Below are 20,912 nucleotides of genomic sequence, written 5' to 3'. Positions count from 1 at the left end.
AGCTCCTTAGCGCTGCACGGCGTATTCGGGCGCAGTCATCATCATTAGCACCGCAGTGTTAATGCGATCATGCTGACGCAGATCTTTCTTTGCACCCGTGATGTCGATCTCGTTGAGGGCACGGATGATCCGCTCGCGGGTACTGTCCGTCAGCTGGCCGTAGGTGAGGAGATCGTCGAGGTGGTCGACCAGGGCCGCAGGATCGTCGACCAGGGCCATCTCTTCGGAGAAGTCGGGTTTGAAGAACTCCGTGCCCCAAAGGTCGCCTTTGATCGCCATGGCCATGAAGCCGATGTAGTTGGAAACACGCGACGCGGTCACGATCTGCATCTCGGGCGCGACCATCTCCGCACTGGCCGTCCAGCCGCCGGGGGCGACGTAGCCCGGCCTGAACCACCCGAAGACGCTGGGTGCGGCGTAGGGCTTCTGCCCGAGCGTGTCCAAGCGTTCGGAGTAGCGCAGGCGTCCGGTCGGAAGCGGATCGCCGGTCTCGGGCGCGCCTTGGCCGTCGCGGAAGGCCCGGGCGAACTGAGCGAAGCGCAGGACGGGCTCACGGACCTTGCCGTGCTCGGGCTGCATGGCGAGTTCGAGGTCGCGAGCTTCCGGGTCGAGCAGGATCGCCGCGATGGTCGCCGCCATGTCGCCCCGGCGGCCCGTGCCGAAGCGCACGCCGTCGTCTTCGAACGTGCCGGTCTCGAAGGCGTGACCGACTCTCGTGACGTAGGCCGGGGAGGGATTGGAGCTGACGAGGTCCTGGATCAGCCGTTTGCTGACGAAGGGGGCGAGGTTCGGGTGCGCGAGGATGTGGTCTAGCGCCGCATCGACGCTGGCTTCCGGGTTCGCACCGAAGTCAATCGTCGTCCCGAGGAACGTCTTCGGCTTCTCCTCATGATACTGGGCGTAGCCTTCCATGGAGACGCTCTGGCTCGCGGCCGTGAAGCCCGGGCTGCTGAACGACTTGTCGTTCCAGGAGAAGCCGGTGAACACCGACGCCAGGCCCTTGATGTCGTCGATCGTGTAGGTCTCGGCTTCCTTCGGGGTGCCGTCCGGGTTCAGCTCGACGAGGCCGATCGTGAAGAGCTGCATGATCTCGCGAGCGAAGTTCTCGTCGGGCTGGATGCCCGTCTCGGGATCCATCTTCCGGTTCTTGAGGTGCGACAGGTAGAGGCCCATCGCGGGGCTGAGGGCCACCTCGCGGATCACGTCGGTGTAGTTTCCGAACGCGCCGCGCTGCAGAATGTCCATATAGGCGGCGTAGGCCCGGAGCCTGATCTCCCGATAGGCCGGTTCGTCGGCGCAGATCGGAATCATCTTGGACAGGGAATAGGCGACGCGGTGGCGAAGCTGATCGTCCCCCTCGACCGCGTCGTTCCAGAACAGATCGTACACGATCAGGTTGTTCACCTCGTCCCGCGCGGCGGCGCGCGCCTCGACCCGGCTCATCCGCGTAACGATCGGAAGCTTCATCTGCGCCTCGATCCAGCGCGCGTATCCGAGCGACTGAACGTCCGCGACTTCGTCGGGAACGGGGCCGAAGCTCGCCTGGACCAAGAAGCGCGACGCCTCGTCCTTGGTGGGCGCCTGCTTCTCGGAAGGCTTCGCGGGCGCGGGCTGAGGCGCAGGCTTGGGGTCCGGCGTGGGTTCGGACGTAGGCTCCGGCCTCGTGTCCGGCACGGGTTTTGCTCCGATGGGCGGAACAGGGGGCGCTTCCGCCGTGAACTGAGGAGCGTCGTTCGTTTGATAGCAGGCGCTCAAGAGGAGCGTGAGACCGATCGCCTTCAACCGCATGGCTCGTTCCTTCGGACTTCGTTGGAACGAGGATTATCAAATGGCCGTCAACGGACGGTGCGAGGCGCCGTAGGTTTTGCACCGTGCTTGGTAGGGTAAGGTTAAAGTATTGGGCGATTCAGGGGCCGCATTGCGACGTGGTGAACGCCTGCTTAAGGCTTCGCGAAGAGAAGAAGGTAGTTCTCTTTAAGCCCTTCCACCGGCACCTCCCCGACGAAGGAAAAGCCGGCTGCCGCAATCTCGGCGATGACGTCGGCCTTGCTCGAACGGACGTGCCTCAAGATCCAGTCTTCGGCGCCTGGTCCTCGATCGAAGTCTAGGACGGCGTACCGCCCGCCGGGCCGCAGCGCCTCGAAGAGGTGGGCGTTCATCGCCCGCGGCTGTTCGAAGTGGTGGTACACGTCCGAAGTGAAGACCAGGTCCAGGCTGGAGGGCGGCAAGGTCGTCGTCTCGTCCCGTCCCAGGACGGTACGCAGGTTGGTCAGGCCCTCGCGACGGGCCACAGCGTCCACATAGGCGAGGAGGGGCTCGGCGATGTCGACGGCGTAGACCGTGCCTTCAGGCCCGACCGCCCGGCTGAAGGGCTCGGCGTAGATGCCCGTCCCGGCGCCGACATCCGCCACCGCGTCGCCGGGCCGTATGCCGAGCGCGGCCGTGACGGCGTCGCGGGCGGCGTAGACCTCCCGGCTCTCCGAGGAGAAGCCTTCGTTCAGGCGCGGCACGTCGAGGTCCGGGTCGAGGTAGGCGGCGTTGATGTCCGCTCTGACCGCGGGTTCGAGGCTGTCGGCCGCTTCGCCTTCGACCGGGCCGTCCTGCGGCGCGGCGCAGGCAGCGAGGATGAGGGCGGCGGAAGCGATGAGAAGGCGCATCAGAAGTCTTCGAATGGCACAGCATGAAGGGTAGGGCGGGCCCTGCCCGCGTCGAGGGGAGCGGGCCCTCTCGCCCGTCGCCGCCCTCGGAAAAAAGATCAGCGCAGGGGACGCCGGCCTAGTTGACGATGCCCTTCGGGCTTCCTAGCTGCGCGGCGTTAGCAGCCGGGGGCGATGAGTGCCAACGGCTGCCACGGGAAGCGAACAGTCTCACTTACGGAGAGCAACCCCATGGCCTTTCGACCCCTTCACGACCGCGTGCTCGTCCGCCGCGTCGAGGAAGACACCAAGACCGCCGGCGGGATCATCATCCCCGACACCGCCAAAGAGAAGCCGCAGCAAGGCGAAGTCGTCGCCGTCGGCACCGGCACGCGCGGCGAGAACGGCGACGTCACGCCGCTCGACGTCCGCGAAGGCGACCGGATCCTGTTCGGCAAGTGGTCCGGCACCGAGGTCAAGCTGGACGGCGAAGACCTTCTGATCATGAAGGAATCGGACATCCTCGGCATCGTCGCCTGAGCCGATCGTTCGATCCTCAATCCTGAAATCAACGTACTAGGAGACCAGTAATGGCTGCTAAGGAAGTCAAGTTCGAGGCCGACGCCCGCGAACGCATGCTGCGCGGCGTCGACATCCTCGCCAACGCGGTGAAGGTCACGCTCGGCCCGAAAGGCCGCAACGTCGTCATCGAGAAGTCCTTCGGTGCCCCGCGCACCACCAAGGACGGCGTCTCGGTCGCCAAAGAGATCGAGCTCGAAGACAAGTTCGAGAACATGGGCGCCCAGCTCATCAAAGAGGTCGCCTCCAAGACCAATGACGAGGCCGGCGACGGCACGACGACCGCCACGGTCCTGGCGCAAGCCATCGTCCGCGAAGGCTCGAAATACGTCGCGGCGGGCATGAACCCGATGGACCTCAAGCGCGGCGTCGACATGGCCGTCCAAAAGGTCATCGCCGAGATCAAAGCCAACTCGACCCCGGTCTCGGGCTCGGAAGGCATCGCGCAGGTCGGCACCATCTCCGCCAATGGCGAGAAGGAGATCGGCGAGATGATCGCGCGGGCCATGGACAAGGTCGGCAATGAAGGCGTCATCACGGTCGAAGAAGCCAAGACGGCTGAGAGCGAACTCGACGTCGTCGAGGGCATGCAGTTCGACCGCGGCTACCTGTCGCCTTACTTCATCACCAACGCCGACAAGATGACGGCGGAGCTCGAGGATCCCTACATCCTCCTGCACGAGAAGAAGCTCTCGAACCTCCAGTCGATGCTTCCCCTCCTCGAAGCCGTGGTGCAGTCGAGCCGTCCGCTCGTCATCATCTCCGAAGACGTCGAAGGCGAAGCGCTCGCGACCCTCGTGGTCAACAAGCTGCGCGGCGGCCTGAAGATCGCGGCCGTCAAGGCGCCTGGCTTCGGTGACCGCCGGAAAGCCATGCTCGAGGACATCGCGATCCTCACGGGCGGCCAAGTCGTCTCCGAAGACCTCGGCATCAAGCTCGAGAACGTCGGCCTCGACATGCTCGGCACGGCCAAGCGCGTCGTCATCAACAAGGACGACACCACGATCGTCGACGGTGCGGGCGAGAAGTCCGACATCGAAGCGCGCACCGCGCAGATCCGCAAGCAGATCGAGGACACGACCTCGGACTACGACCGCGAGAAGCTGCAAGAGCGCCTCGCCAAGCTCGCCGGCGGCGTCGCCGTCATCAAGGTGGGCGGCGCGACGGAAGTCGAGGTGAAGGAGCGTAAGGACCGCGTCGACGACGCGCTCAACGCCACCCGCGCGGCCGTCGAAGAAGGCATCGTCCCCGGCGGCGGCACGGCCCTCCTCTTCGCGAGCCGTGTCCTCGACGGCCTCGAAGGCGAGAACGCCGACCAGACGGCGGGCGTCGCCATCGTGCGCCGCGCGCTTCAGGCCCCGCTGCGTCAGATCGTCGAGAACGCGGGCGCCGAAGGCTCGATCGTCGTCGGCAAGCTGATGGAGCAAGGCGACGCCAAGTACGGCTTCGACGCGCAGACCGAAGAGTATGGCGACCTCGTCGCCAAGGGCATCGTGGACCCCGCCAAGGTCGTCCGCACGGCCCTGCAGGACGCGGCCTCGATCGCCGGCCTCCTGATCACGACGGAAGCCATGATCGCCGAGGCGCCGAAGAAGGAGTCCGCCGGCGGCGGTCACTCCCATGGCGGCGGCATGGGCGGCATGGGCGGCATGGACTTCTAAGTCCGAACGCTCAGCTCAGACTGACGGAAGGGCGGCCCTCGGGCCGCCCTTTTCGTTTTGTTGGGACTCGGTGGTAAGCCGTTCGCCGGGAACAGGGGGACGGTCATGACTACGATCGAACATGCGGCGGTGTCCGGTGGGCGCCGAGCTGAACGCGAGCCGAAGCCGTTAGACCGCCTCTACAAGAGGGCGCGTTGGTCGCTGATCGTCTTCGCAGGTCTGGCTGCGCTGATGGTCGTGCTGCTAGGAATGACGCTGGCGCTTCAACTCGACACTGCGGTTGCGATCGGCCCCGGTTCTCTTGCTCAAGATGCGATGCTGCTCAGTGCTATCAGCTTCGGGTACGTCGCTGCGACGTTCGTCACTCCGATCTTCGTTGCGATCTGGCTCTTCAGAGCGATGCGAAACCTCCACGCCGTCAAGGAACCCTACGCCGACATGAGTGCCGGATGGGCCATCGGTTGGTACTTCGTTCCTATCGCCGCCTGGTGGAAACCGTTCGAGGCGATGCAACAGATCGTGGACGGTAGCTACCATGCCGCGGGTTGGCGCCCCTACGATACGCCGAGCCTCGGTGGTTGGTGGGCTTTGTGGATCGTCGGGTCGATCGGAGACCGCGTTGCCGGCTTGGTGCTCGATGTCGGCAATGGTCTTCTCGTCGCTGCGATGTTCTCCGCGACATGCCTTGGGTCAGCCGCTCTGCTGCTTCAGCGCATCATGGGAAAGACCACCGCCGCGCAGAGCACGATGATGGCGACGCGGACGTTCTGACGGATCACGCGCGAGCGTGTATTGCCTTTACCATTTTTAGATGTCGGTGACCGCCGTCACTCAACCCTTAACTGCATCTTCACCCTTGCGCGTGCGTCGCACACTGTAACAGACTGAGATCGAGCGGTGGGTGTATCACGGGAGACGAGGATGATGAGAAAGATCCTTGGAGTGATGCTCGCTGGCGCGGCCTACTCCGGTGCCGCCCTGGCCGATGATGACGGGTTCGAGTTGCTCTCCGCGACGCTCGAAGGAACGCCCGTCATGGTGTTCGTCGACGGACGCGGCACCGCCGTCGCGGTCGAAGTGACCGATCGGGGCGCGCAGGTGCTCACCGGGCTCGCGGCGGGGGCGCTCCTCTCCGACCTGCGTGAGGCGGAGGCGCTGCCGACCTTCCGTGCGTCGCGGGCGAGCTATACCGACGCCGAGGCGATGATCGAGACCCTAGCGGGCCTGTCCGAGCTTCAGCGTTCCAAGCTGCGTACGGCGCTGGCGCTCGCCTGACCGCATCGCCGCAGGGCCTCGCGAAGCGGCGAGGGCGCTCTTAGTTTCCTCCGATGACGACTAGGACCGAAGGCGCGATCCTTATTCACGGGCTGGGACTGAGCGTTCAGGGCGCCTCGATGCGCCCGCTCGCCCTTCGCCTGCGTCGGGCGGGCTACGCCGTGACCTGCCTCGATTATCCTTCCAGCCGGATGAGCCTCGACGACGCCGTCCGGCACCTCGCGCCCTACGTCCGTTCAGCCGGCGAGCGGTGGGACCGCGTTCACCTCGTCGGCCACTCCCTCGGCGGTCTCCTCGCGGTCAGGCTTCACGAGGCGCTGCCTGAAGAGAAGCAGGGCAGGGTGGTGCAGATCGGATCCCCCAACCTCGGCTCGCCGCTCGCGACGGTCGCGCTGCGGTTGACGCCGATCCGGGCGGCGCTCGGCCCTGCGCTGGGGGAGCTTCAGCACGCGCGGCCGCGCCACGCCCTTTGGGACAAGCGGCCGGGCGTCGGGGCCATCGCCGGCCGGACGGGGTGGGGGCCTGCCGCGCGCCTGCCAGCATCGTGGCGCGAGGGCCTCGAAGGGGAGACGGACGGAAAGGTCACCGTCGCATCGGCGCTCGCGGGCGCCGACGGGCGCGCCGTCATCCCCGTCGGTCACGCCTTCCTGCCCGCCTCCCGCCGCGTCGCGGACGCCGTCATCGCCTATCTGCGGGACGGGGCCTTTCCGGCCGCCATCCGCGTCGAGCGCGAGGTCGCCCTTGCCTGAACTTCCCGAGGTCGAGACGGTCAGGCGCGGCCTCGCGCCGGCGCTGACCGGCGCCACCATCACCCGCGTCCTACAGCGCCGCCCGGACCTGCGCTTTCCCCTGCCGCCGGACATGCCCGAGCGGCTCGAGGGGGCGAGCGTGCTGGCGGTGAAGCGGCGCGCCAAGTACCTCGTCCTGCCGCTCTCGACGGGGGAGAGCCTGATCGCCCATCTCGGCATGACGGGCCGCTTCACGGTCACGGCAGACGGTGAGGTCCGGGCGCCGGGCGCCTTCGACCACGCCGTGAACCCGCAGAAGCACGAGCACATCGTTCTCGAAGCGGAGGGCGGAAGCCTCGGCCCCGTCCGCATCGGCTTCGCCGACCCGCGCCGCTTCGGCTATTGGGACCTCCTCTTCACGGACGACCTGTCTGGGTCGCGCCACTTCGCCGGCATGGGGCCCGAGCCCCTGTCGGACGAGTGGACCGGCACTGCGCTGACTGAAGCGCTCGCCGGCAAGCGCACCCCGATCAAGGCGGCGCTTCTCGACCAGCGCGTCGTCGCGGGCCTCGGCAATATCTACGTTTGCGAGGCGCTGCACCGGGCCGGCATCAGCCCGAGGCGCGAGGCACGGACGATCGGCGCCAAGAGGGCAGGGCGGCTCGTTCCCGAGGTGAAGGCCGTCCTCCAAGAGGCCATCGAGGCGGGCGGCAGCACGCTGAGGGACTACAGAAGCGCCGAGGGCGGCACCGGCTACTTCCAGCACCGCTTCTCGGCTTACGGCCGGGAGGGCGAGCCTTGCACGCGATGCGGCGGCGTCATCGCCCGCATCGTGCAGTCCGGCCGCTCGACCTTCTACTGCGGCGGCTGCCAACGCTGAGGACGGACCTGGACTCTATTTAGACGAATATCTAAATAGGCGCCATGCGTGACGTCTTCGCAGCCCTCTCCTCGCCGATCCGGCGTGAGGTCCTGACCCTTCTCAAGGACGGCTCGAAGAGCGCGGGCGAGCTGTCGGCGGCGTTCGGCGTCTCCCGCGCCACCATGTCCACCCACTTCGCCATCTTGAAGGAGGCGGGGCTGATCGAGGCCGACCGCGACGGCACCCGCATCCTCTACGCCTTGCGCCTCTCGGTGCTGGAGGAAGCGATGGCGGGGCTGATGGACACGCTCCGGCTCGGCGAGGCGGCGGGACGGAAGGAAGGAGAGGCGACGTGATCAGAACCGGCCTTCGGTGGAGCGTGCCGCTCCTACTTCTCTCCCTCCTCGCCAGCGTCCTCGTCTGGCCCCGCGTGCCCGAGGGCGCGGCGGTGCCGATCCATTGGAACCTCGAAGGGCAGGCCGACGGCTTCGCGTCGCGCGTCGTCGCGCTCTTCGCGATGCCGGCTCTGATGGCCGGGCTCATTCCCTTCTTCGCCGTCCTGCCGCGACTCGACCCCAAGCGAGCGGGGCTCGAGCGCAGCGCCGGTCTGTACCTGACGGGCTGGATCGGCTGCAGCGTCGTCCTTCTTCTGTTGCACCTCGTCATCCTCTGGCATGCGCTCGGACGCGAGGCGCCCGTCGGTACGGTCGCCCTGGCCGCCGTCGCCCTCCTCTTCCTCGTGATGGGCAACTTTGTCGCCAAGTCGCAGCCCAACTGGTTCGCGGGGCTCAGGACGCCCTGGAGCCTGTCGAGCCGGGACGCTTGGATCGCGGGAAACCGTGCGCTCGGCTGGGGCTTCGTCGCCTCCGGCGGCCTAGGCCTGGTCGGCCTCCTGGCCGGCGGGGCCCCCTTGGGCCTCGGCCTCCTTCTGGCGGGAAGCCTAGCCAGCACGGCGCTCGGCACCTATCGCTCCTACGCTGTGTGGCGCGCCGAGACGCAGCGTTGACGGGGCGGCGGGCCTTCGCTATGGGCCGCCGCTACGCTTTCACACCCAACTTAAGAGCTTCCGCATGGCCAACACGACTTCGGCCCAGAAGATGGTCCGCAAGATCGAGCGGCGCACGGCGGTCAACAAGGCCCGTCGCAGCCGCGTCCGCACTTACCTGCGCTACGTCGAAGAGGCGATCGCCGCCGGCGATCACGACGCCGCCCGTACCGCGCTCCGCACCGCAGAGTCCGAGATGTTCCGCGCCGTCTCCAACGGCGTCGTCTCCAAGAACACCGCCGCCCGCAAGGTCTCGCGCCTGTCGAGCCGGGTGAAGGCGCTCGGCGCCTAAGCCGACCGGTCCATCCCCTTGAAGAAGGCCCGTCCCGGACCCCGGGGCGGGCCTTCGTCATTACAGGGAGTATGCGCGTTTCTGGCGAGTCTTGTGTGAGTCCAGACGAGTCCCCGCTACATGTTGCGGCGTGGCGCATCCAGCGCGCCGAAATCCCTATTATAGAACAAAATCAGACTCTTCGTGCGGGTGAATGATTCCAACCCCTGTTGAAAACCCTTCCGCAGTTCGGCAGTCCAGTTAACGCCTCATTAAGCTCTTGATTCATGGCCTCTTCGCGCAGAACGGGTGATCGAGGCGCGAATGATTCCTGAGACTCAACCTGTCGTCACCTTGTCATGCTGGGGCCTGAGGAATACTCTCTTTCAGGTCAGGTTCAGACGGTACGAAGACACCGCCGGGCAAGGCGCGGTCATCGAAACGCGAGAGGGAAGGGGAACGGCAATGGCGTCTCTTTGGGCAGAAGTTCGGAGACACGAGCCGGTGAACGGCGCGGCGCCCCCCTCGAGTTTCGGGGCCGCTTAACCCGCTATTTACGGCGACCCTGCCACCGTCGTTAACGCGCCGTCACCGGCGCTTCATCCGTAAGACACGCCGTCCGGCTCCCGCGCGAAACGCGCTGCGGGGGAATGGCGAGCCCATGCCCGAGTGAACGCCGATGCCAACGCCTTCCGACCTCGAACGCTTCGACACCTTCAAGTCAGAGCTGCGCGACCGCTTCGGTGCCGCCGTCTACTCGAGCTACTTCGAGACGCTAGGCCTTGCGGAGGCGTCGTCTTCGAACGTCGTGCTGCACGCGCCGACGCGCTTCTCCGCGAGCCTGATCTCGCAGCGCTTCGCGCCGGGCCTGCGCGAGGTCTGGTCGGAGGCCTGCGGCCCCGTCAATCGCTTGTCGGTCAAGGGCGTTCAGGACCTGGCACAGGTCCGCAGGATCGAGGTCGAGGCCGAACGGCCCGCCGCGCTGGCCCCGGCCCGCGCCGCGTCTAGACTCAAGGCATCGCCCTTCCGTAAGGGGCTGCGCGCCGAGGAAAGCGCCGAGATGAGCACGAGCGCCGGAAGACCAGAAAGAGACCGCGCCGAGGGCCTGCCCTTCGACAGCGAGCTGCCGAGCCAGTTCCACAGCGCGATGACGCTGGAGCGCTTCTGCGTCAACGACACCAACCGCCTTGCCCGGCACGCCGTCACCAAGATGCTCGACGGCACGGGCGCCGCGCTCACCTACCTTCACGGCGCCTCGGGGCGCGGCAAGACGCACCTCCTGAACGCCGCCGCGCAGGAGTGGCTGCGCCGCCGTCCGACGGACAACGTCCTCTACCTCACCTATGACAGCCTGATGACCGACGTGTCGGAGGCCTTCATCTCGAAGTCGGTCAAGGAGCTTCGCAGCTTCCTGCAGTCGACCGACGTCCTTCTCGTCGACGACATCCAGCTCCTGCGTGGCCGCAAGCGCACCCAGGAAGAGCTCGACTGCCTGATCGACCGCCTGCGCGGCGCCGGCAAGCGCGTGCTCGTCGCGGGCGCCCTCCCGCCAGCGCGCCTGTCCGAGACCGGCATCTCCCAACGCCTCGCCGACCGTCTCGCAGGCGGCCTCTGCGTCTCGATCGACAAGCCCGACTACGACCTGCGACTGCGCGTCGCGCGCCAGGCCGCGGCCCTCTTCGAGATGCAGACGGGGCTGCCCGTGCCCCAGCGCCACATCGACCTCATCGCGCGTCGCTGCGAGGACTCGGTGCGCGAACTCGAGGGGATGCTTTCCCTCCTCCAGGTCGCGATCGAAGCCGAAGGCGGGCGTGAAGGCCCCGCCGCCCTCTCCGACGAGCGCGTGCGCAAGCTTCTGGCCGAGCACCTCTCGCACCGTCGCCAGGCGGTCACGGTCGAAGACGTCTTCGATTTCACCGTGCGCACCTTCGGCCTGACCAAGGAAGAGGTCGCGGGGCGCGCGCGCAAGCAGCCCATCGTCCGTGCGCGGCACGCCTTCTGCCTCGCCGCGCGCAAGCTGACCGACACGCCGCTCACCGCGATCGGCGCGATGATCAACCGCGACCACACCACGGTGATGCACTCGGTCAAGGCGGCCGAGATCCTGGCCGAGACCGACGCGGTCTTCGGCGACCGGATCACCGCGATCTTCGACGAGTTCGAGCGCGGTTGAACCGCTCGGCGCTCAGCCTGGGCCCTGCAGCCCAAGCAACCCGCCGTTTATCTCCCCGCGCTAAGGTTCCGCCGCGATCAGGGGGAACAGCATGCTCAGATTCATCCTCTCCGCCGGCGCGTTCCTCGCGCTGAGCGCCTGCGCGACCGGCATGAACGTGCATGAGTGCGCCTCTGCCGACTGGGCGTCCTACGGCTATGAGGACGGGGTCGCGGGCGCGCCCCCTGGGCTCGCCAACGACCGCGCCGCCGCCTGCCAGCGTCACGGCTACGGTTTCGATCACGCCGCCTACTGGGCAGGGCGCGAGCGGGGCCTGTCTTCCTTCTGCGCGCCGTCCCGAGGCTATCGCATGGGCGAATCCGGCGAGCCTTACCTCGGCCAGTGCGCTTCTCACGGCGAGGCGGACTTCCTCGCCGCTTACGACGAAGGCTACGAGCTTTGGACCTATGCGAGCGCGGTCGACGCGGCTCGCTATCGCCTCGCCGTCGCCGAGGGCCGCCGGGACGAGGCGCGGCGGATCCTCGTCGCGCTCGCCGCAGGCGGTTTCGAAGGCGACTCGCCGGAACGCACGGCCGAGCGCGCGGCGATGGCGATCCAGACCGAACGCGCCATGGTCGACAGCGAGATCCCGGAGGCCACGGCCGCGCTGCGCATTGCCGAAAGCGACCTCGCCGACTACCGCGCGCGGCAGGACGAGGCCGGCCGCTACGCCGAACGGTATTGAAGGCACGCTGGTCTTGGTGATCCGACCTGGCTAGGGCGGGAACAAGCCGCAACGAGGTCTGCCAGTGCCCGATCCGGAAGAGACGAAACGCAACCGGGTCGCCATGCTCAGCGCGCTGGTCGCGGTCCTCGCCGCTCTCGCCGCCATCGTCTCCGCGCTCGTGAGTGCGGGCGTCTTCGGCGGCTGACGGCGCCCGCTTACGCCTCGCCCGAGAGGACGAAGCCGTAGATGCTGACGAAGTGGCAGGCGCTGCCCGCGAGCACGAAGACGTGCCAGATCGCGTGCGTGTAGCGCGGGGCCTTCCAGGCGTAGAAGACCGCACCGACCGAGAAGCACAGGCCTCCCGCGATCAGCCAGAGGAAGCCCGCGAGCGGCAGGTTCTCGTAGAGCCATCCCATCACGAAGATGCCGATCCAGCCCATCCCGACATAGGCGGCGAGGGACAGCCAGTCCCAATTGTCGAGCCTCGAGGCGAAGTGGCAGACGATCTTGAGGGTGACGCCCACGATCGCGACGGTCCAAACGGCGATCAGGATCGCGACGCCCGGCCCGGTGGGCAGCGTGATGACGGCGAAGGGCGTGTAGGAGCCCGCGATCTTCAGGTAGATCGCTGCGTGGTCGAGCGCCCCCAGGAAGGGTTGGAAGGCCGATCCGAAGGCCGCGTGATAGACGGTCGAGGCGAGGTAGAGGAGCACGACCGAGCCGCCATAGATGGAGACGGCCGTGACCTCCGCGGCGCTCCCGTTCTGAACGGCCTTCAACACCAGGAAGACGAGGGCGACGACGCCCAACGGAACGCCGATGCCGTGGGTCGCCGCGTGCCAGGCTTCCTCCGCGCCGGTATGCGCCCGCTGCGACGTGTTGGCGAAGCGCGTTCGCGCGGCGCGTCGGCTGTCCTGGCGCTCCAACTCTACGCGGGAGCCCGGACCGGAAAGGGGTCGGGTCGCGTTCACGCTCCGTTAGGTAGCACGGGGCGTGCCATCGATGCGAGACGACATAGGTTCACCCTGACTATAAGGGGAACTGATATGGCGAGGAACGTTCTGGGCGAAACCCTGGCGGTCTGCGGGTGCGATCCGATGACGGGGTTCACCCGGACCGGATCGTGCGAGACGGGACCGCGGGACGCGGGCAGCCATACGGTCTGCGCGGTGGTGACGGACGAGTTCCTGCGCTTCTCGGCGGAGAAGGGAAACGACCTGATGACGCCGAGGCCCGAGTTCGGCTTTCCCGGGCTCAAGGAGGGCGACCGTTGGTGCCTGTGTGCGGGCCGTTGGGAAGAGGCGCGTGCGGCGGGGCTCGCCCCGCCGGTGGTGCTCGACGCCTGCCATGAGCGCTCGCTGGACGCGGTCAGGCTCGAGGACCTGAAGGCTCATGCGTCGGGGCGGCAATGAGAATACCCTTCCTTCCGCTCCTTCTCCTCGCGGCGTGCGCGACGGCGGGCGGTCCCGCTGCGGACCACCCCGCGCCCTCGCAGGTCTATGACGACCTCTTCGCGGCCGTGGCGCTATCCGGCGTCATGGAGCCCAAGGACTGGGCGGACGCGACGCCGCTGCGGGATCCGGACGCGATCGTAGAAGATTGGGAGGACGAGGGCGCGCCGACGGATACAGCGACCCTTCGCGTCTTCGTCGCCGCGAACTTCGCGCCCCCCGCCGCCGTCGCCGCGCCGCCGACCTTGCCCCCGGACAGGACGCTGGCGCAGCACGTGGACCTCCTTTGGCCGATCCTCACCCGGCCGGGGACGGGGGGAACGCAAGGCTCGCTCCTGCCGCTGCCGAACCCCTACCTCGTGCCGGGCGGGCGCTTCCGCGAGGCGTACTACTGGGACGCCTACTTCACGCTGCTCGGGCTCGACGACCGGGCGCTTCGCGAGGGCATGGTCGCGAACTTCGAGGCCGAACTCGCGCAGTACGGCCGCATCCCGAACGGCAACCGGACCTACTACCTCGGACGGTCCCAGCCGCCCGTCCTCTACCTCATGGTCGCGCTTCTGAACGAAGCCGATCCCGCAGCCGCATGGGCGGCGCATCTGGAGGCGCTTCGCGCGGAGCACGCCTTCTGGATGGCGGGCGCGGACGATCTGGACGAAGGCGAAGCGCGGGCGCGCGCCGTCCGGCTCGGCGACGGAAGCCTGCTGAGCCGCTACTGGGACGACCGCGCCGCCCCGCGCGACGAGTCCTACCTCTACGACGTCGAGACCGCGTCCCGGTCGGGCCGCGCGCCCGAGGCGGTCTATCGCGACCTGCGGGCGGGGGCCGAGAGCGGATGGGACTTCTCCTCACGATGGCTGGACGAGCCCGCCGACCTCTCGACGATCCAGACCACCAACATCGTGCCGGCCGACCTCAACGCGCTCCTCTACGGCCTCGAGCAGGCGATCGCGGCGGGCTGCGCGCGCGCGGGGGAGGCGGGCTGCGCGAGCGCCTACGCCAGCGCGGCCGAAGCGCGCTCGGCGGCGATGCGGCGGCACCTCTGGTCCTCGGACGGCGGCTACTTCGCCGATTACGACCTTCGGACCGGCGCGGTCAGGGATCGCCCGACGGCGGCCATGCTCTATCCGCTCTTCACCGGCCTCGCGACACAGGCGGAAGCCGACCGCACGGCGCGGTCCGTCCGCCGCCACCTCCTCGCGCCGGGCGGCGTGCTGCCGACGCCGGTCGAGACGGGCGAGCAGTGGGACGCGCCCAATGGCTGGGCCCCGCATCAGTGGATCGCGGCGGCGGGACTGTCGGCCTATGGCCATGACACGCTCGCCGAAGAGATCGAGGCGGGGTGGGCCCGAACGGTCGCGCGCGGTTTCTGCGAGAGCGGCCGTTTGGTCGAGAAGTACGACCTCGAGACGGCGCGGGACGGCGGGGGCGGGGAGTACCCGACCCAGGACGGCTTCGGCTGGACCAACGGCGTGACCATCCGGATGATCGAGGATGAGCCGGCCCTCGCGCCGCTCGGCGAGGTCCGCATCCTCCGCGACCCCGCCGCCTGCGCCGCCGCGGTCAGGCTCTAACGGCGCGCAGCCGCGGTTTCGGTCCAGTCCCAGAAGGCTGCGGAGACGTCAGGCCCCCCGAAGCGCTTGAGCTCCTGAACCCCCGTCGGGCTCGTCACGTTGATCTCCGTGATGAGGCCGCCGATCACGTCGATGCCGGTCAGGACCAGGCGCCGCCGCTTCAACTCGGGCGCGAGCCGCGTGCAGATCTCGCGGTCCCGCTCGGTCAGTTCCGCCGCCTCGGCGCGACCGCCGACATGCATGTTAGACCGTGCCTCGCCCTCGGCGGGGACGCGGTTGATGGCGCCGATCGGCTCGCCGTCGACGAGGAGGACGCGCTTGTCGCCTTGCCGCACGGCGGGAAGGTAGCCCTGCGCGATCACCGGCACCGGCCGCCGGCAGGGGCCGGGGGCGCCGAGGAACATCTCGAGCAGGCTCGCGAGGTTCTCGTCCTCGCGGCGCAGCCGGAACACGCCCGCCCCGCCATTGCCGTAGAGCGGCTTCACGACGATCTCGCCGTGCCGGTCGCGGAACTCGCGGATCGCGCTTTCGTCCGACGTGATGAGCGTTGGCGGCATGAGGTCGGGGAACGCCATCACGAAGATCTTCTCCGGCGCGTTCCTGATCTCGGCGGGGTCGTTCAGGACCAGCACCTCGGGCGGCAGCATCTCCAGGATGTGGCACGTCGTGATGTAGGTCATGTCGAAGGGCGGATCCTGGCGGACCAGCACCACGTCCGCTTCGCCCAGGTCGCGGACCTCGGTGGTGTCGAAGACGACGTGGCTGCCTTGGGTCTCGGTCAGCCGCTCGATCCGGTGGGCGAGGGCGGTCACCCGCCCGCCCTCGAGCCGCAGGCGCTCCGCGCCGTAGGTCCAGACCTCGTGTCCGCGCGACAGCGCTTCGCGCGCGAGGGCGAAGGTCGTGTCGCCACGGACCTGGACGCCCTCCATCGGGTCCATCTGAATGAAGATGCGAAGGGTCATGAGAAGAAGCCGTCCCGTGCTTTCGTGGCCAACACCTAGCAGGCGCGGCCCTCGCTCCTACAGCGTCGCGAGGGCCGCCTCCGCCTCGCCCATGTAGTCCCGGCTGAGCGGGAGGGCGTCCACCTCCCGCGTCAGCTGGAGCTGGAAGTTCATGTGGCTGCCGTGCCGGAACGCCATCTCGGAGGCAGCGAGGTAGAACTCCCACATCCGGCAGAAGCGCTCGTCGAACATGGCCTGCGCCTTGTCGCGGTTGGCCTCGAACCGCTCGCCCCAGCGCTTGAGCGTATGGGCGTAGTGCATGCGCCAGACCTCGACGTCGGTGACCCACAGGCCGGACCGCTCGACGGCCGCCAGGGTCTCGGACAGCGCTGGCGAGTAGCCTCCGGGGAAGATGTACTTGCGTGTCCAGGCATCCGTCGCGGACGGGCCGCCCTTGCGGCCGATCGAGTGGACCAGCGCCACGCCGTCATCGGTGAGGAGGCCGCGGATCTTGCCGAAGAAGGCGTCGTATTGGGGCACGCCGACATGCTCGAACATGCCGACCGAGACGATCCTGTCGAAGGGGCCTTCGACCTCCCGGTAGTCCTGGATGCGGATCTCGACGCGGTCCTGCAGCCCGCGCTTCGCGATCCGCTCGTCCGCCAGCGCCTTCTGTTCCTTGGAGAGGGTCACACCGACGACGTTGCAGCCGGCCTCGCCGAGCAGCATCGCCATCGAGCCCCAGCCGCAGCCGATGTCGAGGACACGCGCGCCGTCGAAGAGACGCAGCTTCGCGGCGATGTGGCGCAGCTTCGCGGTCTGCGCGTCTTCGAGCGACATGTCCTCGGACGGCCAGTAGCCGCAGGAGTAGTTGAGGCCCCGATCGAGGAAGAGGCGATAGAGATCGTTCGACAGGTCGTAGTGGTGCGCGACGTTGGTGCGCGACCTGAGCGGCGAGTTCGCCTGCTGGAACCGCCGCGCCTTCTTGTAGAGCGTGCGGAAGTAGCGCTGGGTCGAATCGGCGCGGAAGCTCTGCCGGTTCATCCCGAAGACGGCGAGGAAGTCTCTGAGCGTGCCTTCCTCGACCGTGAGCGTTCCGTCCATGTAGGCCTCGCCCGCCCGCAGCTCCGGCGCGAGGGGGATGGCGGCGAGGAGGCGGGGGTCGTGCAGCTTCACCGTCACGAGGGGGCCGCCCTCGCCGCTTCCATGCGCGCGCGCGCGGCCGTCGGGCGTGACGATCGTCAGCCGCCCGCGCTTGATCGACCGCGCGAGCAGCGGGTTCAGAAGATCCAACGCCATTCTACTTGCCTTCAGTTCACCCTCGATGAGCGGTCCTAAACCGCGCCTCCCCGGGCCGCCAAGCCGAGCGCTTCATTCAGTCGGCAGCGCGCCGTCTTTTCCCGGCGGGCGACGCGCTATAGGCGCGCGCCGAGACCTTCCGCGAGCCCTTCGGCCTTCATGACCGCTTCGACCCGTCCGATGCTGGCGTTCGGCGCCTACTACGCGGCGCAGTTCGCCTTTCTCGGCGTGCAGCTGCCCTTCTTTCCGGGGTGGCTCGACGCGCGCGGCTACCAAGCGTCCGAGATCGGCTTCCTGATCGGCGGCGCGCTCGCCTGTCGGCTCCTCTTCGCTCCGGTCCTCGCCTACCGCGCGGAGGGCGTGCGCGATCCCCGCTCGCCGCTGCGCCTCGTCTCGGCGGCCCTGGCTGTCGGGGCGATCTTCCTGCTCCTTCCGCTGCCGAAGACGGCGCTGAGCGTCTGCATCGTCCTGACCTTGTTCTCCTTCGGGCTCGGTGTCCCGCTCGCCGACGCCAGCGTGCTGCGCGCGGATAGGGCGGGGGAGCTCGACTACGGCCGCACGCGCGGGATCGGCTCCTTCGCCTTCATCCTCGCGAACCTAGGAGGCGGCGCCGTCATCGCTGCTTACGGGGACGGCGCGACCGTCGTCTGGATGGCGGCGATGGCGCTTTGCATGGTCGGCGTCGCGCTCGTCCTGCCCCGCCCGGGAAGGGGCGCCCTGCCGAAGCCGAGCCTCGCCGAGGCGGGCCAGCTCTTCCGCTCGCGCAGCTTCCTCCTGATGCTCGCCGCGGCCGGGCTCTGCCAGGGCAGCCACGCCGTCTACTACGCCTTCTCGGAGCTTCACTGGTCGGCGCTCGGCTACTCGCCGACGTTGATCGGCGTGCTCTGGACGGTGGGCGTCGTCTTCGAGATCGGCGTCCTCGTCTTCGGCAAGGCCGTGCTCCGGCGGATCGACCCCGCGCTCCTCATCGCGCTCGGCGCGCTCAGCGCCCTCGTCCGCTGGCCGCTGACGGGGCTGTCGCCGCCGCTTCCCGTCCTCTTCGTCCTTCAGGTGCTTCATGCGGGCACCTTCACCGCCGCCTTCTTGGGCACGATCGAGTTCGTCGGGCGGGCGGTGCCGGACGGCTACCGCGCCACGGCGATGACGCTGATCTCGACCTTCGGGATCGGCGCGGTGACGGGGATCGCGACCTCGGTCGCCGGTCTCCTCTTCGACGCGCAGGCGCCGCTGCCCGCCTACCTTCTCATGGGCGGCATGGGCGCCGGGGGCCTCCTCCTGGCGCTCAAGCTTCGGTCCCGCTGGGACGGCGGCACGCTCGGCGCGCTGGCCGTCTAGACGAGCAGGATGTCGGCAGGCTCCCAAGCGTCGCCGGCCGCGCGGGCGATGGCGATGCGCTCCTCGAACAGCGCCACGTAGGCTTCCGGCACGCCCGGCAGGGCGCGCAGGCGCTGCAGCTGGAGAAGAGAACCCGAGAGGTCGCCGGCTTTCCACGACAGGAGGAGCTCCCGCTGCGCGTCGGCCAGCTGCCGGAAGGACTTCGACGCCTTGAGGAAGGGATTGCCGACGAGGCCGTGCACGCTGCGCGCGCCGGACTTCTCGGACAGCTTGACGACGTCGAGGTCCAAGAAGGCGTAGTGGTGCCGAAGCGTGTCGAAGACGACGTCATCCGTGATGATCGCCGGGCCGTAGAGGCCCGAACGCGACCGCAGCCTCGTCGCCAGCGTCACCGCCTCGCCGAGCACGGCGTAGCGGTTGCGCGCGCCGATCCCGACGGGGCCCGCGAAGCACGGACCCGAGGCGATGCCGACCTCGATCGCGAGCTCGGCGAAGCCCGGATCGACCGACGCCTCTCCCGCCAGGGCGGCGGTGGTCACGTTCTCGGACAGCGTGCTGACGTCGTCGATCATCTTGAGGGCGCAGGCGCAGGCCTGCTCGACGTGCTGGGCGGAGGTCTCGGGCACGTTCCAATAGGCGAGGAGTTGGCCGTTCTCCGCGTGGTCCACCGTGCCCTGATGGGACAGGATCGTCCGGCGCAGCGCGTCGTTCGCCGAGGCCATGAAGCCGACGAAGTCGTCCGGGCGCCCCTCGAAGCGGCGCACGACGGCGTCGGGCAGGCGCAGCGCGCAGGCGAGCACCGTCACCTCTCGGCGGGTGCCGCGAAGGAGGCCCGCGCCGCCACGCGCCTGGAGCCGTTCCATGGTCGCGGGCGGCAGCGCGCCGTGGAAGGCGCCCCGTACCGCGTCGTCGCGGACGAGCATGTTGCCGACGACCATGGCGAAGACGGCGAGCTGACCGCCCGCCATGGCGAAGATCGGGGGAAGGGGATCGAGGAGGAGTCCGGACCCCTGGAAGACGAAGAAGGCGCCCGCCGCGACCGCGGCCGACAGGACGAAGGTCAGCGTGCCGGCGACGAAGGGGCTCAGAAAGATCGCCGCGCCGACGGCCAGCGCGCCGAGGAGAAGCGCGAGGAACCCTTCGGCCGCGCCGCTCCAAGCCGGCCGCCGCAGGACGGCGCCCGTGCGTAGCTGCTCTGCGAGCTGGGCGTGGAGGGCGGCGGCGGTCAGCGGGCCGCGCGGCGTCGAGACCAGGGCGTCCGGCGTAACGGACTGGCCGATGAAGACCGCCCGGCCGCGCAGGGACTGACGCCACTGCGCGCCGCCTTCGAGCACCCGCCAGGCGGGCACGCTCGGCAGGTCGAGGTCGGCAGGCAGCCAGATCCGGAACTCGCCCCGCCCGTCGAGGGGCACGACGCCCCCCTCGGTCGACAGCGCCCGAAGGGGCGGGCCGCCGACCCGGAACCGTCCCCGCGCCGCGGCGGCGTCGACGGGGTCGATCAGGACGAGGGGAGCGAAGCCTGCGCTTGGGACGGGCGCGCCCGCCAAGGACCAAACCAGCGGCGTGCGTCGGATGCGCCCGTCGCGATCTTCGGGCAGGCCGATCACGGCGGGCGTCGCCGCGTTGCGGAGCGCCGGTGCGACTTCGCCCCGGGCCTGAACGGCGGGCAGCGCGACGACCGTCTCGGCCGGGTCGCCCGCGAGGCGCAGCCAGTCCGCGGCCGCGACGTCGCTGCGTTGCCAGGAGGGCGCTTGGCGCGTCGGCCGCGCCTCGGCCGCGACGCCGAGCGCGGTGGGTACGCCGCTCGCGGAGGCGGCGAGCGCCGTGTCCGTGCTCGGCAGCCGGCCGATCAGACGCGCAGCCTCGCCCCCGGCGCGCGCGTCGGTCAGCCAGTAGCGACCCAAGACTTCAGGCGAGAGGGGATCGGGGCCCTCGGTCGGAACCGTCACGACCACGGCGGCGGCTTCGGCCTCCTCGGCGGCGGTGACGAGGCGGGCGAGCGCGCTGCGCGGCCAGGGCCAGGGGCCGAGGCGGGACGTGCTCTCCCCGTCGATGTCGATCAGGGCAACGCTCGACGTGTCGCTCGCCGGGCGCGGCGCGAGCCGGGCGAAGACGTCGAAGATGCCCTCGCGCGGTTGCACGCCCGGAAGCCGGGCGGTCGTCACCGCGAGGGCGGCGATCGCGAAGACCACCACCGCCGGCAGGACCAGAAGGAGACGCAGCTTTTGCTGAAGCCTTTGTTCGATCACGACGCGTTCCTAGATGAGGCAGCGACTGGCGGTGTGACGGACCGGCCTCGTCATGCCTAGCGGCGAACGGGACCGGCGGTCTTCCCGCCCTACGGGTGTGGTTTCTCGGACACCTTACACACGGCGC

21 protein-coding genes are annotated in these 20,912 nt (G+C 68.8%); 15 read left to right on the top strand and 6 right to left on the bottom strand.

The features are described 5' to 3' along the window. Positions 1 to 6: 6 nt before the first annotated feature. Positions 7 to 1,788, bottom strand: coding sequence for a DUF1800 domain-containing protein (locus GGQ59_RS01440; RefSeq protein WP_183815162.1), 1,782 nt, complete (start codon positions 1,786 to 1,788; stop codon positions 7 to 9). Positions 1,789 to 1,940: 152 nt separating this feature from the next. Next, positions 1,941 to 2,657, bottom strand: a complete 717-nt coding sequence (locus GGQ59_RS01435; protein WP_183815160.1) for a class I SAM-dependent methyltransferase — start codon at positions 2,655 to 2,657, stop codon at positions 1,941 to 1,943. 231 nt (positions 2,658 to 2,888) lie between these two features. On the opposite strand from GGQ59_RS01435, the gene groES reads away from it, so the two are divergent. From groES to GGQ59_RS15105, 12 genes are all read left to right on the top strand, one after another. Further along, positions 2,889 to 3,176: a co-chaperone GroES gene (gene groES, locus GGQ59_RS01430; RefSeq protein WP_183815158.1), complete on the top strand. Its 288-nt coding sequence runs from the start codon at positions 2,889 to 2,891 to the stop codon at positions 3,174 to 3,176. Positions 3,177 to 3,226: 50 nt separating this feature from the next. Then, a complete protein-coding gene (gene groL, locus GGQ59_RS01425; protein ID WP_183815156.1) occupies positions 3,227 to 4,876 on the top strand; it encodes a chaperonin GroEL in 1,650 nt (549 codons plus the stop codon). 105 nt (positions 4,877 to 4,981) lie between these two features. After that, a complete protein-coding gene (locus GGQ59_RS01420; RefSeq protein WP_183815154.1) occupies positions 4,982 to 5,647 on the top strand; it encodes a DUF4328 domain-containing protein in 666 nt (221 codons plus the stop codon). Positions 5,648 to 5,797: 150 nt separating this feature from the next. Next, positions 5,798 to 6,151: a hypothetical protein gene (locus GGQ59_RS01415; protein ID WP_183815152.1), complete on the top strand. Its 354-nt coding sequence runs from the start codon at positions 5,798 to 5,800 to the stop codon at positions 6,149 to 6,151. Positions 6,152 to 6,204: 53 nt separating this feature from the next. Beyond that, positions 6,205 to 6,900 carry an esterase/lipase family protein gene (locus GGQ59_RS01410; protein ID WP_183815150.1) on the top strand — a complete coding sequence of 232 codons (696 nt, stop codon included), beginning with the start codon at positions 6,205 to 6,207 and terminating at the stop codon, positions 6,898 to 6,900. Beyond that, positions 6,893 to 7,759, top strand: coding sequence for a bifunctional DNA-formamidopyrimidine glycosylase/DNA-(apurinic or apyrimidinic site) lyase (gene mutM / locus GGQ59_RS01405; protein ID WP_183815148.1), 867 nt, complete (start codon positions 6,893 to 6,895; stop codon positions 7,757 to 7,759). The genes GGQ59_RS01410 and mutM overlap by 8 nt, the downstream gene beginning before the upstream one ends. 44 nt (positions 7,760 to 7,803) lie before the next feature. Continuing rightward, positions 7,804 to 8,097, top strand: a complete 294-nt coding sequence (locus GGQ59_RS01400) for a metalloregulator ArsR/SmtB family transcription factor (RefSeq protein WP_183815146.1) — start codon at positions 7,804 to 7,806, stop codon at positions 8,095 to 8,097. Beyond that, entirely contained in the window at positions 8,094 to 8,747 is a 654-nt protein-coding gene (locus tag GGQ59_RS15300) for a DUF1648 domain-containing protein (protein ID WP_183815144.1), read from the top strand. The genes GGQ59_RS01400 and GGQ59_RS15300 overlap by 4 nt, the downstream gene beginning before the upstream one ends. 64 nt (positions 8,748 to 8,811) lie before the next feature. Beyond that, positions 8,812 to 9,078, top strand: coding sequence for a 30S ribosomal protein S20 (gene rpsT, locus GGQ59_RS01390; RefSeq protein WP_183815142.1), 267 nt, complete (start codon positions 8,812 to 8,814; stop codon positions 9,076 to 9,078). Positions 9,079 to 9,736: 658 nt separating this feature from the next. Further along, positions 9,737 to 11,230, top strand: coding sequence for a DnaA ATPase domain-containing protein (locus tag GGQ59_RS01385; RefSeq protein ID WP_183815140.1), 1,494 nt, complete (start codon positions 9,737 to 9,739; stop codon positions 11,228 to 11,230). Between the two features lie 91 nt (positions 11,231 to 11,321). Beyond that, positions 11,322 to 11,954 carry a DUF2799 domain-containing protein gene (locus GGQ59_RS01380; RefSeq protein WP_183815138.1) on the top strand — a complete coding sequence of 211 codons (633 nt, stop codon included), beginning with the start codon at positions 11,322 to 11,324 and terminating at the stop codon, positions 11,952 to 11,954. 64 nt (positions 11,955 to 12,018) lie between these two features. Then, positions 12,019 to 12,141 carry a hypothetical protein gene (locus tag GGQ59_RS15105; protein ID WP_281373693.1) on the top strand — a complete coding sequence of 41 codons (123 nt, stop codon included), beginning with the start codon at positions 12,019 to 12,021 and terminating at the stop codon, positions 12,139 to 12,141. 10 nt (positions 12,142 to 12,151) lie between these two features. On the opposite strand, the gene trhA is transcribed toward GGQ59_RS15105, so the two are convergent. After that, positions 12,152 to 12,907, bottom strand: a complete 756-nt coding sequence (gene trhA, locus GGQ59_RS01375; RefSeq protein WP_221400819.1) for a PAQR family membrane homeostasis protein TrhA — start codon at positions 12,905 to 12,907, stop codon at positions 12,152 to 12,154. A 75-nt stretch (positions 12,908 to 12,982) separates the two neighbouring features. On the opposite strand from trhA, the gene GGQ59_RS01370 reads away from it, so the two are divergent. After that, the gene (locus GGQ59_RS01370; RefSeq protein ID WP_183815136.1) at positions 12,983 to 13,348 is read left to right on the top strand and encodes a DUF2237 family protein; all 366 of its coding nucleotides are present in this window, start codon (positions 12,983 to 12,985) and stop codon (positions 13,346 to 13,348) included. Then, positions 13,345 to 14,961, top strand: a complete 1,617-nt coding sequence (gene treF / locus GGQ59_RS01365; RefSeq protein WP_183815134.1) for an alpha,alpha-trehalase TreF — start codon at positions 13,345 to 13,347, stop codon at positions 14,959 to 14,961. Before GGQ59_RS01370 ends, treF begins: the two co-directional genes overlap by 4 nt. Here treF and gshB read toward each other — a convergent pair. Together gshB and GGQ59_RS01355 are read right to left on the bottom strand one after the other, a co-directional pair. Next, positions 14,958 to 15,923, bottom strand: coding sequence for a glutathione synthase (gene gshB / locus GGQ59_RS01360; protein ID WP_183815133.1), 966 nt, complete (start codon positions 15,921 to 15,923; stop codon positions 14,958 to 14,960). The genes treF and gshB overlap by 4 nt on opposite strands. Positions 15,924 to 15,980: 57 nt before the next feature. Next, positions 15,981 to 17,201, bottom strand: a complete 1,221-nt coding sequence (locus tag GGQ59_RS01355) for an SAM-dependent methyltransferase (protein ID WP_183815132.1) — start codon at positions 17,199 to 17,201, stop codon at positions 15,981 to 15,983. Positions 17,202 to 17,360: 159 nt separating this feature from the next. Here GGQ59_RS01355 and GGQ59_RS01350 point away from each other — a divergent pair, with 159 nt between their 5' ends. Then, positions 17,361 to 18,536: an MFS transporter gene (locus GGQ59_RS01350; RefSeq protein ID WP_183815131.1), complete on the top strand. Its 1,176-nt coding sequence runs from the start codon at positions 17,361 to 17,363 to the stop codon at positions 18,534 to 18,536. Here the strand turns inward: GGQ59_RS01350 and GGQ59_RS01345 are convergent. After that, complete coding sequence (locus tag GGQ59_RS01345; protein ID WP_183815130.1) at positions 18,533 to 20,785, bottom strand: CHASE2 domain-containing protein; 2,253 nt, start codon at positions 20,783 to 20,785, stop codon at positions 18,533 to 18,535. The genes GGQ59_RS01350 and GGQ59_RS01345 overlap by 4 nt on opposite strands. Positions 20,786 to 20,912 lie beyond the last annotated feature (127 nt).

The sequence above is a fragment of the Parvularcula dongshanensis genome, assembly GCF_014199615.1.
Taxonomy (GTDB): domain Bacteria; phylum Pseudomonadota; class Alphaproteobacteria; order Caulobacterales; family Parvularculaceae; genus Parvularcula; species Parvularcula dongshanensis.
This window is presented reverse-complemented; position numbering and strand designations above follow the sequence as displayed.

Excerpts from the sequence above, each read along its gene's own strand:
- GGQ59_RS01440 (WP_183815162.1), bottom strand. The coding sequence starts at position 1,788 with ATGCGGTTGAAGGCGATCGGTCTCACGCTCCTCTTGAGCGCCTGCTAT.
- GGQ59_RS01435 (WP_183815160.1), bottom strand. The coding sequence starts at position 2,657 with ATGCGCCTTCTCATCGCTTCCGCCGCCCTCATCCTCGCTGCCTGCGCC.
- groES (WP_183815158.1), top strand. The coding sequence starts at position 2,889 with ATGGCCTTTCGACCCCTTCACGACCGCGTGCTCGTCCGCCGCGTCGAG.
- groL (WP_183815156.1), top strand. The coding sequence starts at position 3,227 with ATGGCTGCTAAGGAAGTCAAGTTCGAGGCCGACGCCCGCGAACGCATG.
- GGQ59_RS01420 (WP_183815154.1), top strand. The coding sequence starts at position 4,982 with ATGACTACGATCGAACATGCGGCGGTGTCCGGTGGGCGCCGAGCTGAA.
- GGQ59_RS01415 (WP_183815152.1), top strand. The coding sequence starts at position 5,798 with ATGATGAGAAAGATCCTTGGAGTGATGCTCGCTGGCGCGGCCTACTCC.
- GGQ59_RS01410 (WP_183815150.1), top strand. The coding sequence starts at position 6,205 with ATGACGACTAGGACCGAAGGCGCGATCCTTATTCACGGGCTGGGACTG.
- GGQ59_RS01400 (WP_183815146.1), top strand. The coding sequence starts at position 7,804 with ATGCGTGACGTCTTCGCAGCCCTCTCCTCGCCGATCCGGCGTGAGGTC.
- rpsT (WP_183815142.1), top strand. The coding sequence starts at position 8,812 with ATGGCCAACACGACTTCGGCCCAGAAGATGGTCCGCAAGATCGAGCGG.
- GGQ59_RS01385 (WP_183815140.1), top strand. The coding sequence starts at position 9,737 with ATGCCAACGCCTTCCGACCTCGAACGCTTCGACACCTTCAAGTCAGAG.
- GGQ59_RS01380 (WP_183815138.1), top strand. The coding sequence starts at position 11,322 with ATGCTCAGATTCATCCTCTCCGCCGGCGCGTTCCTCGCGCTGAGCGCC.
- GGQ59_RS01370 (WP_183815136.1), top strand. The coding sequence starts at position 12,983 with ATGGCGAGGAACGTTCTGGGCGAAACCCTGGCGGTCTGCGGGTGCGAT.
- treF (WP_183815134.1), top strand. The coding sequence starts at position 13,345 with ATGAGAATACCCTTCCTTCCGCTCCTTCTCCTCGCGGCGTGCGCGACG.
- gshB (WP_183815133.1), bottom strand. The coding sequence starts at position 15,923 with ATGACCCTTCGCATCTTCATTCAGATGGACCCGATGGAGGGCGTCCAG.
- GGQ59_RS01355 (WP_183815132.1), bottom strand. The coding sequence starts at position 17,201 with ATGGCGTTGGATCTTCTGAACCCGCTGCTCGCGCGGTCGATCAAGCGC.
- GGQ59_RS01350 (WP_183815131.1), top strand. The coding sequence starts at position 17,361 with ATGACCGCTTCGACCCGTCCGATGCTGGCGTTCGGCGCCTACTACGCG.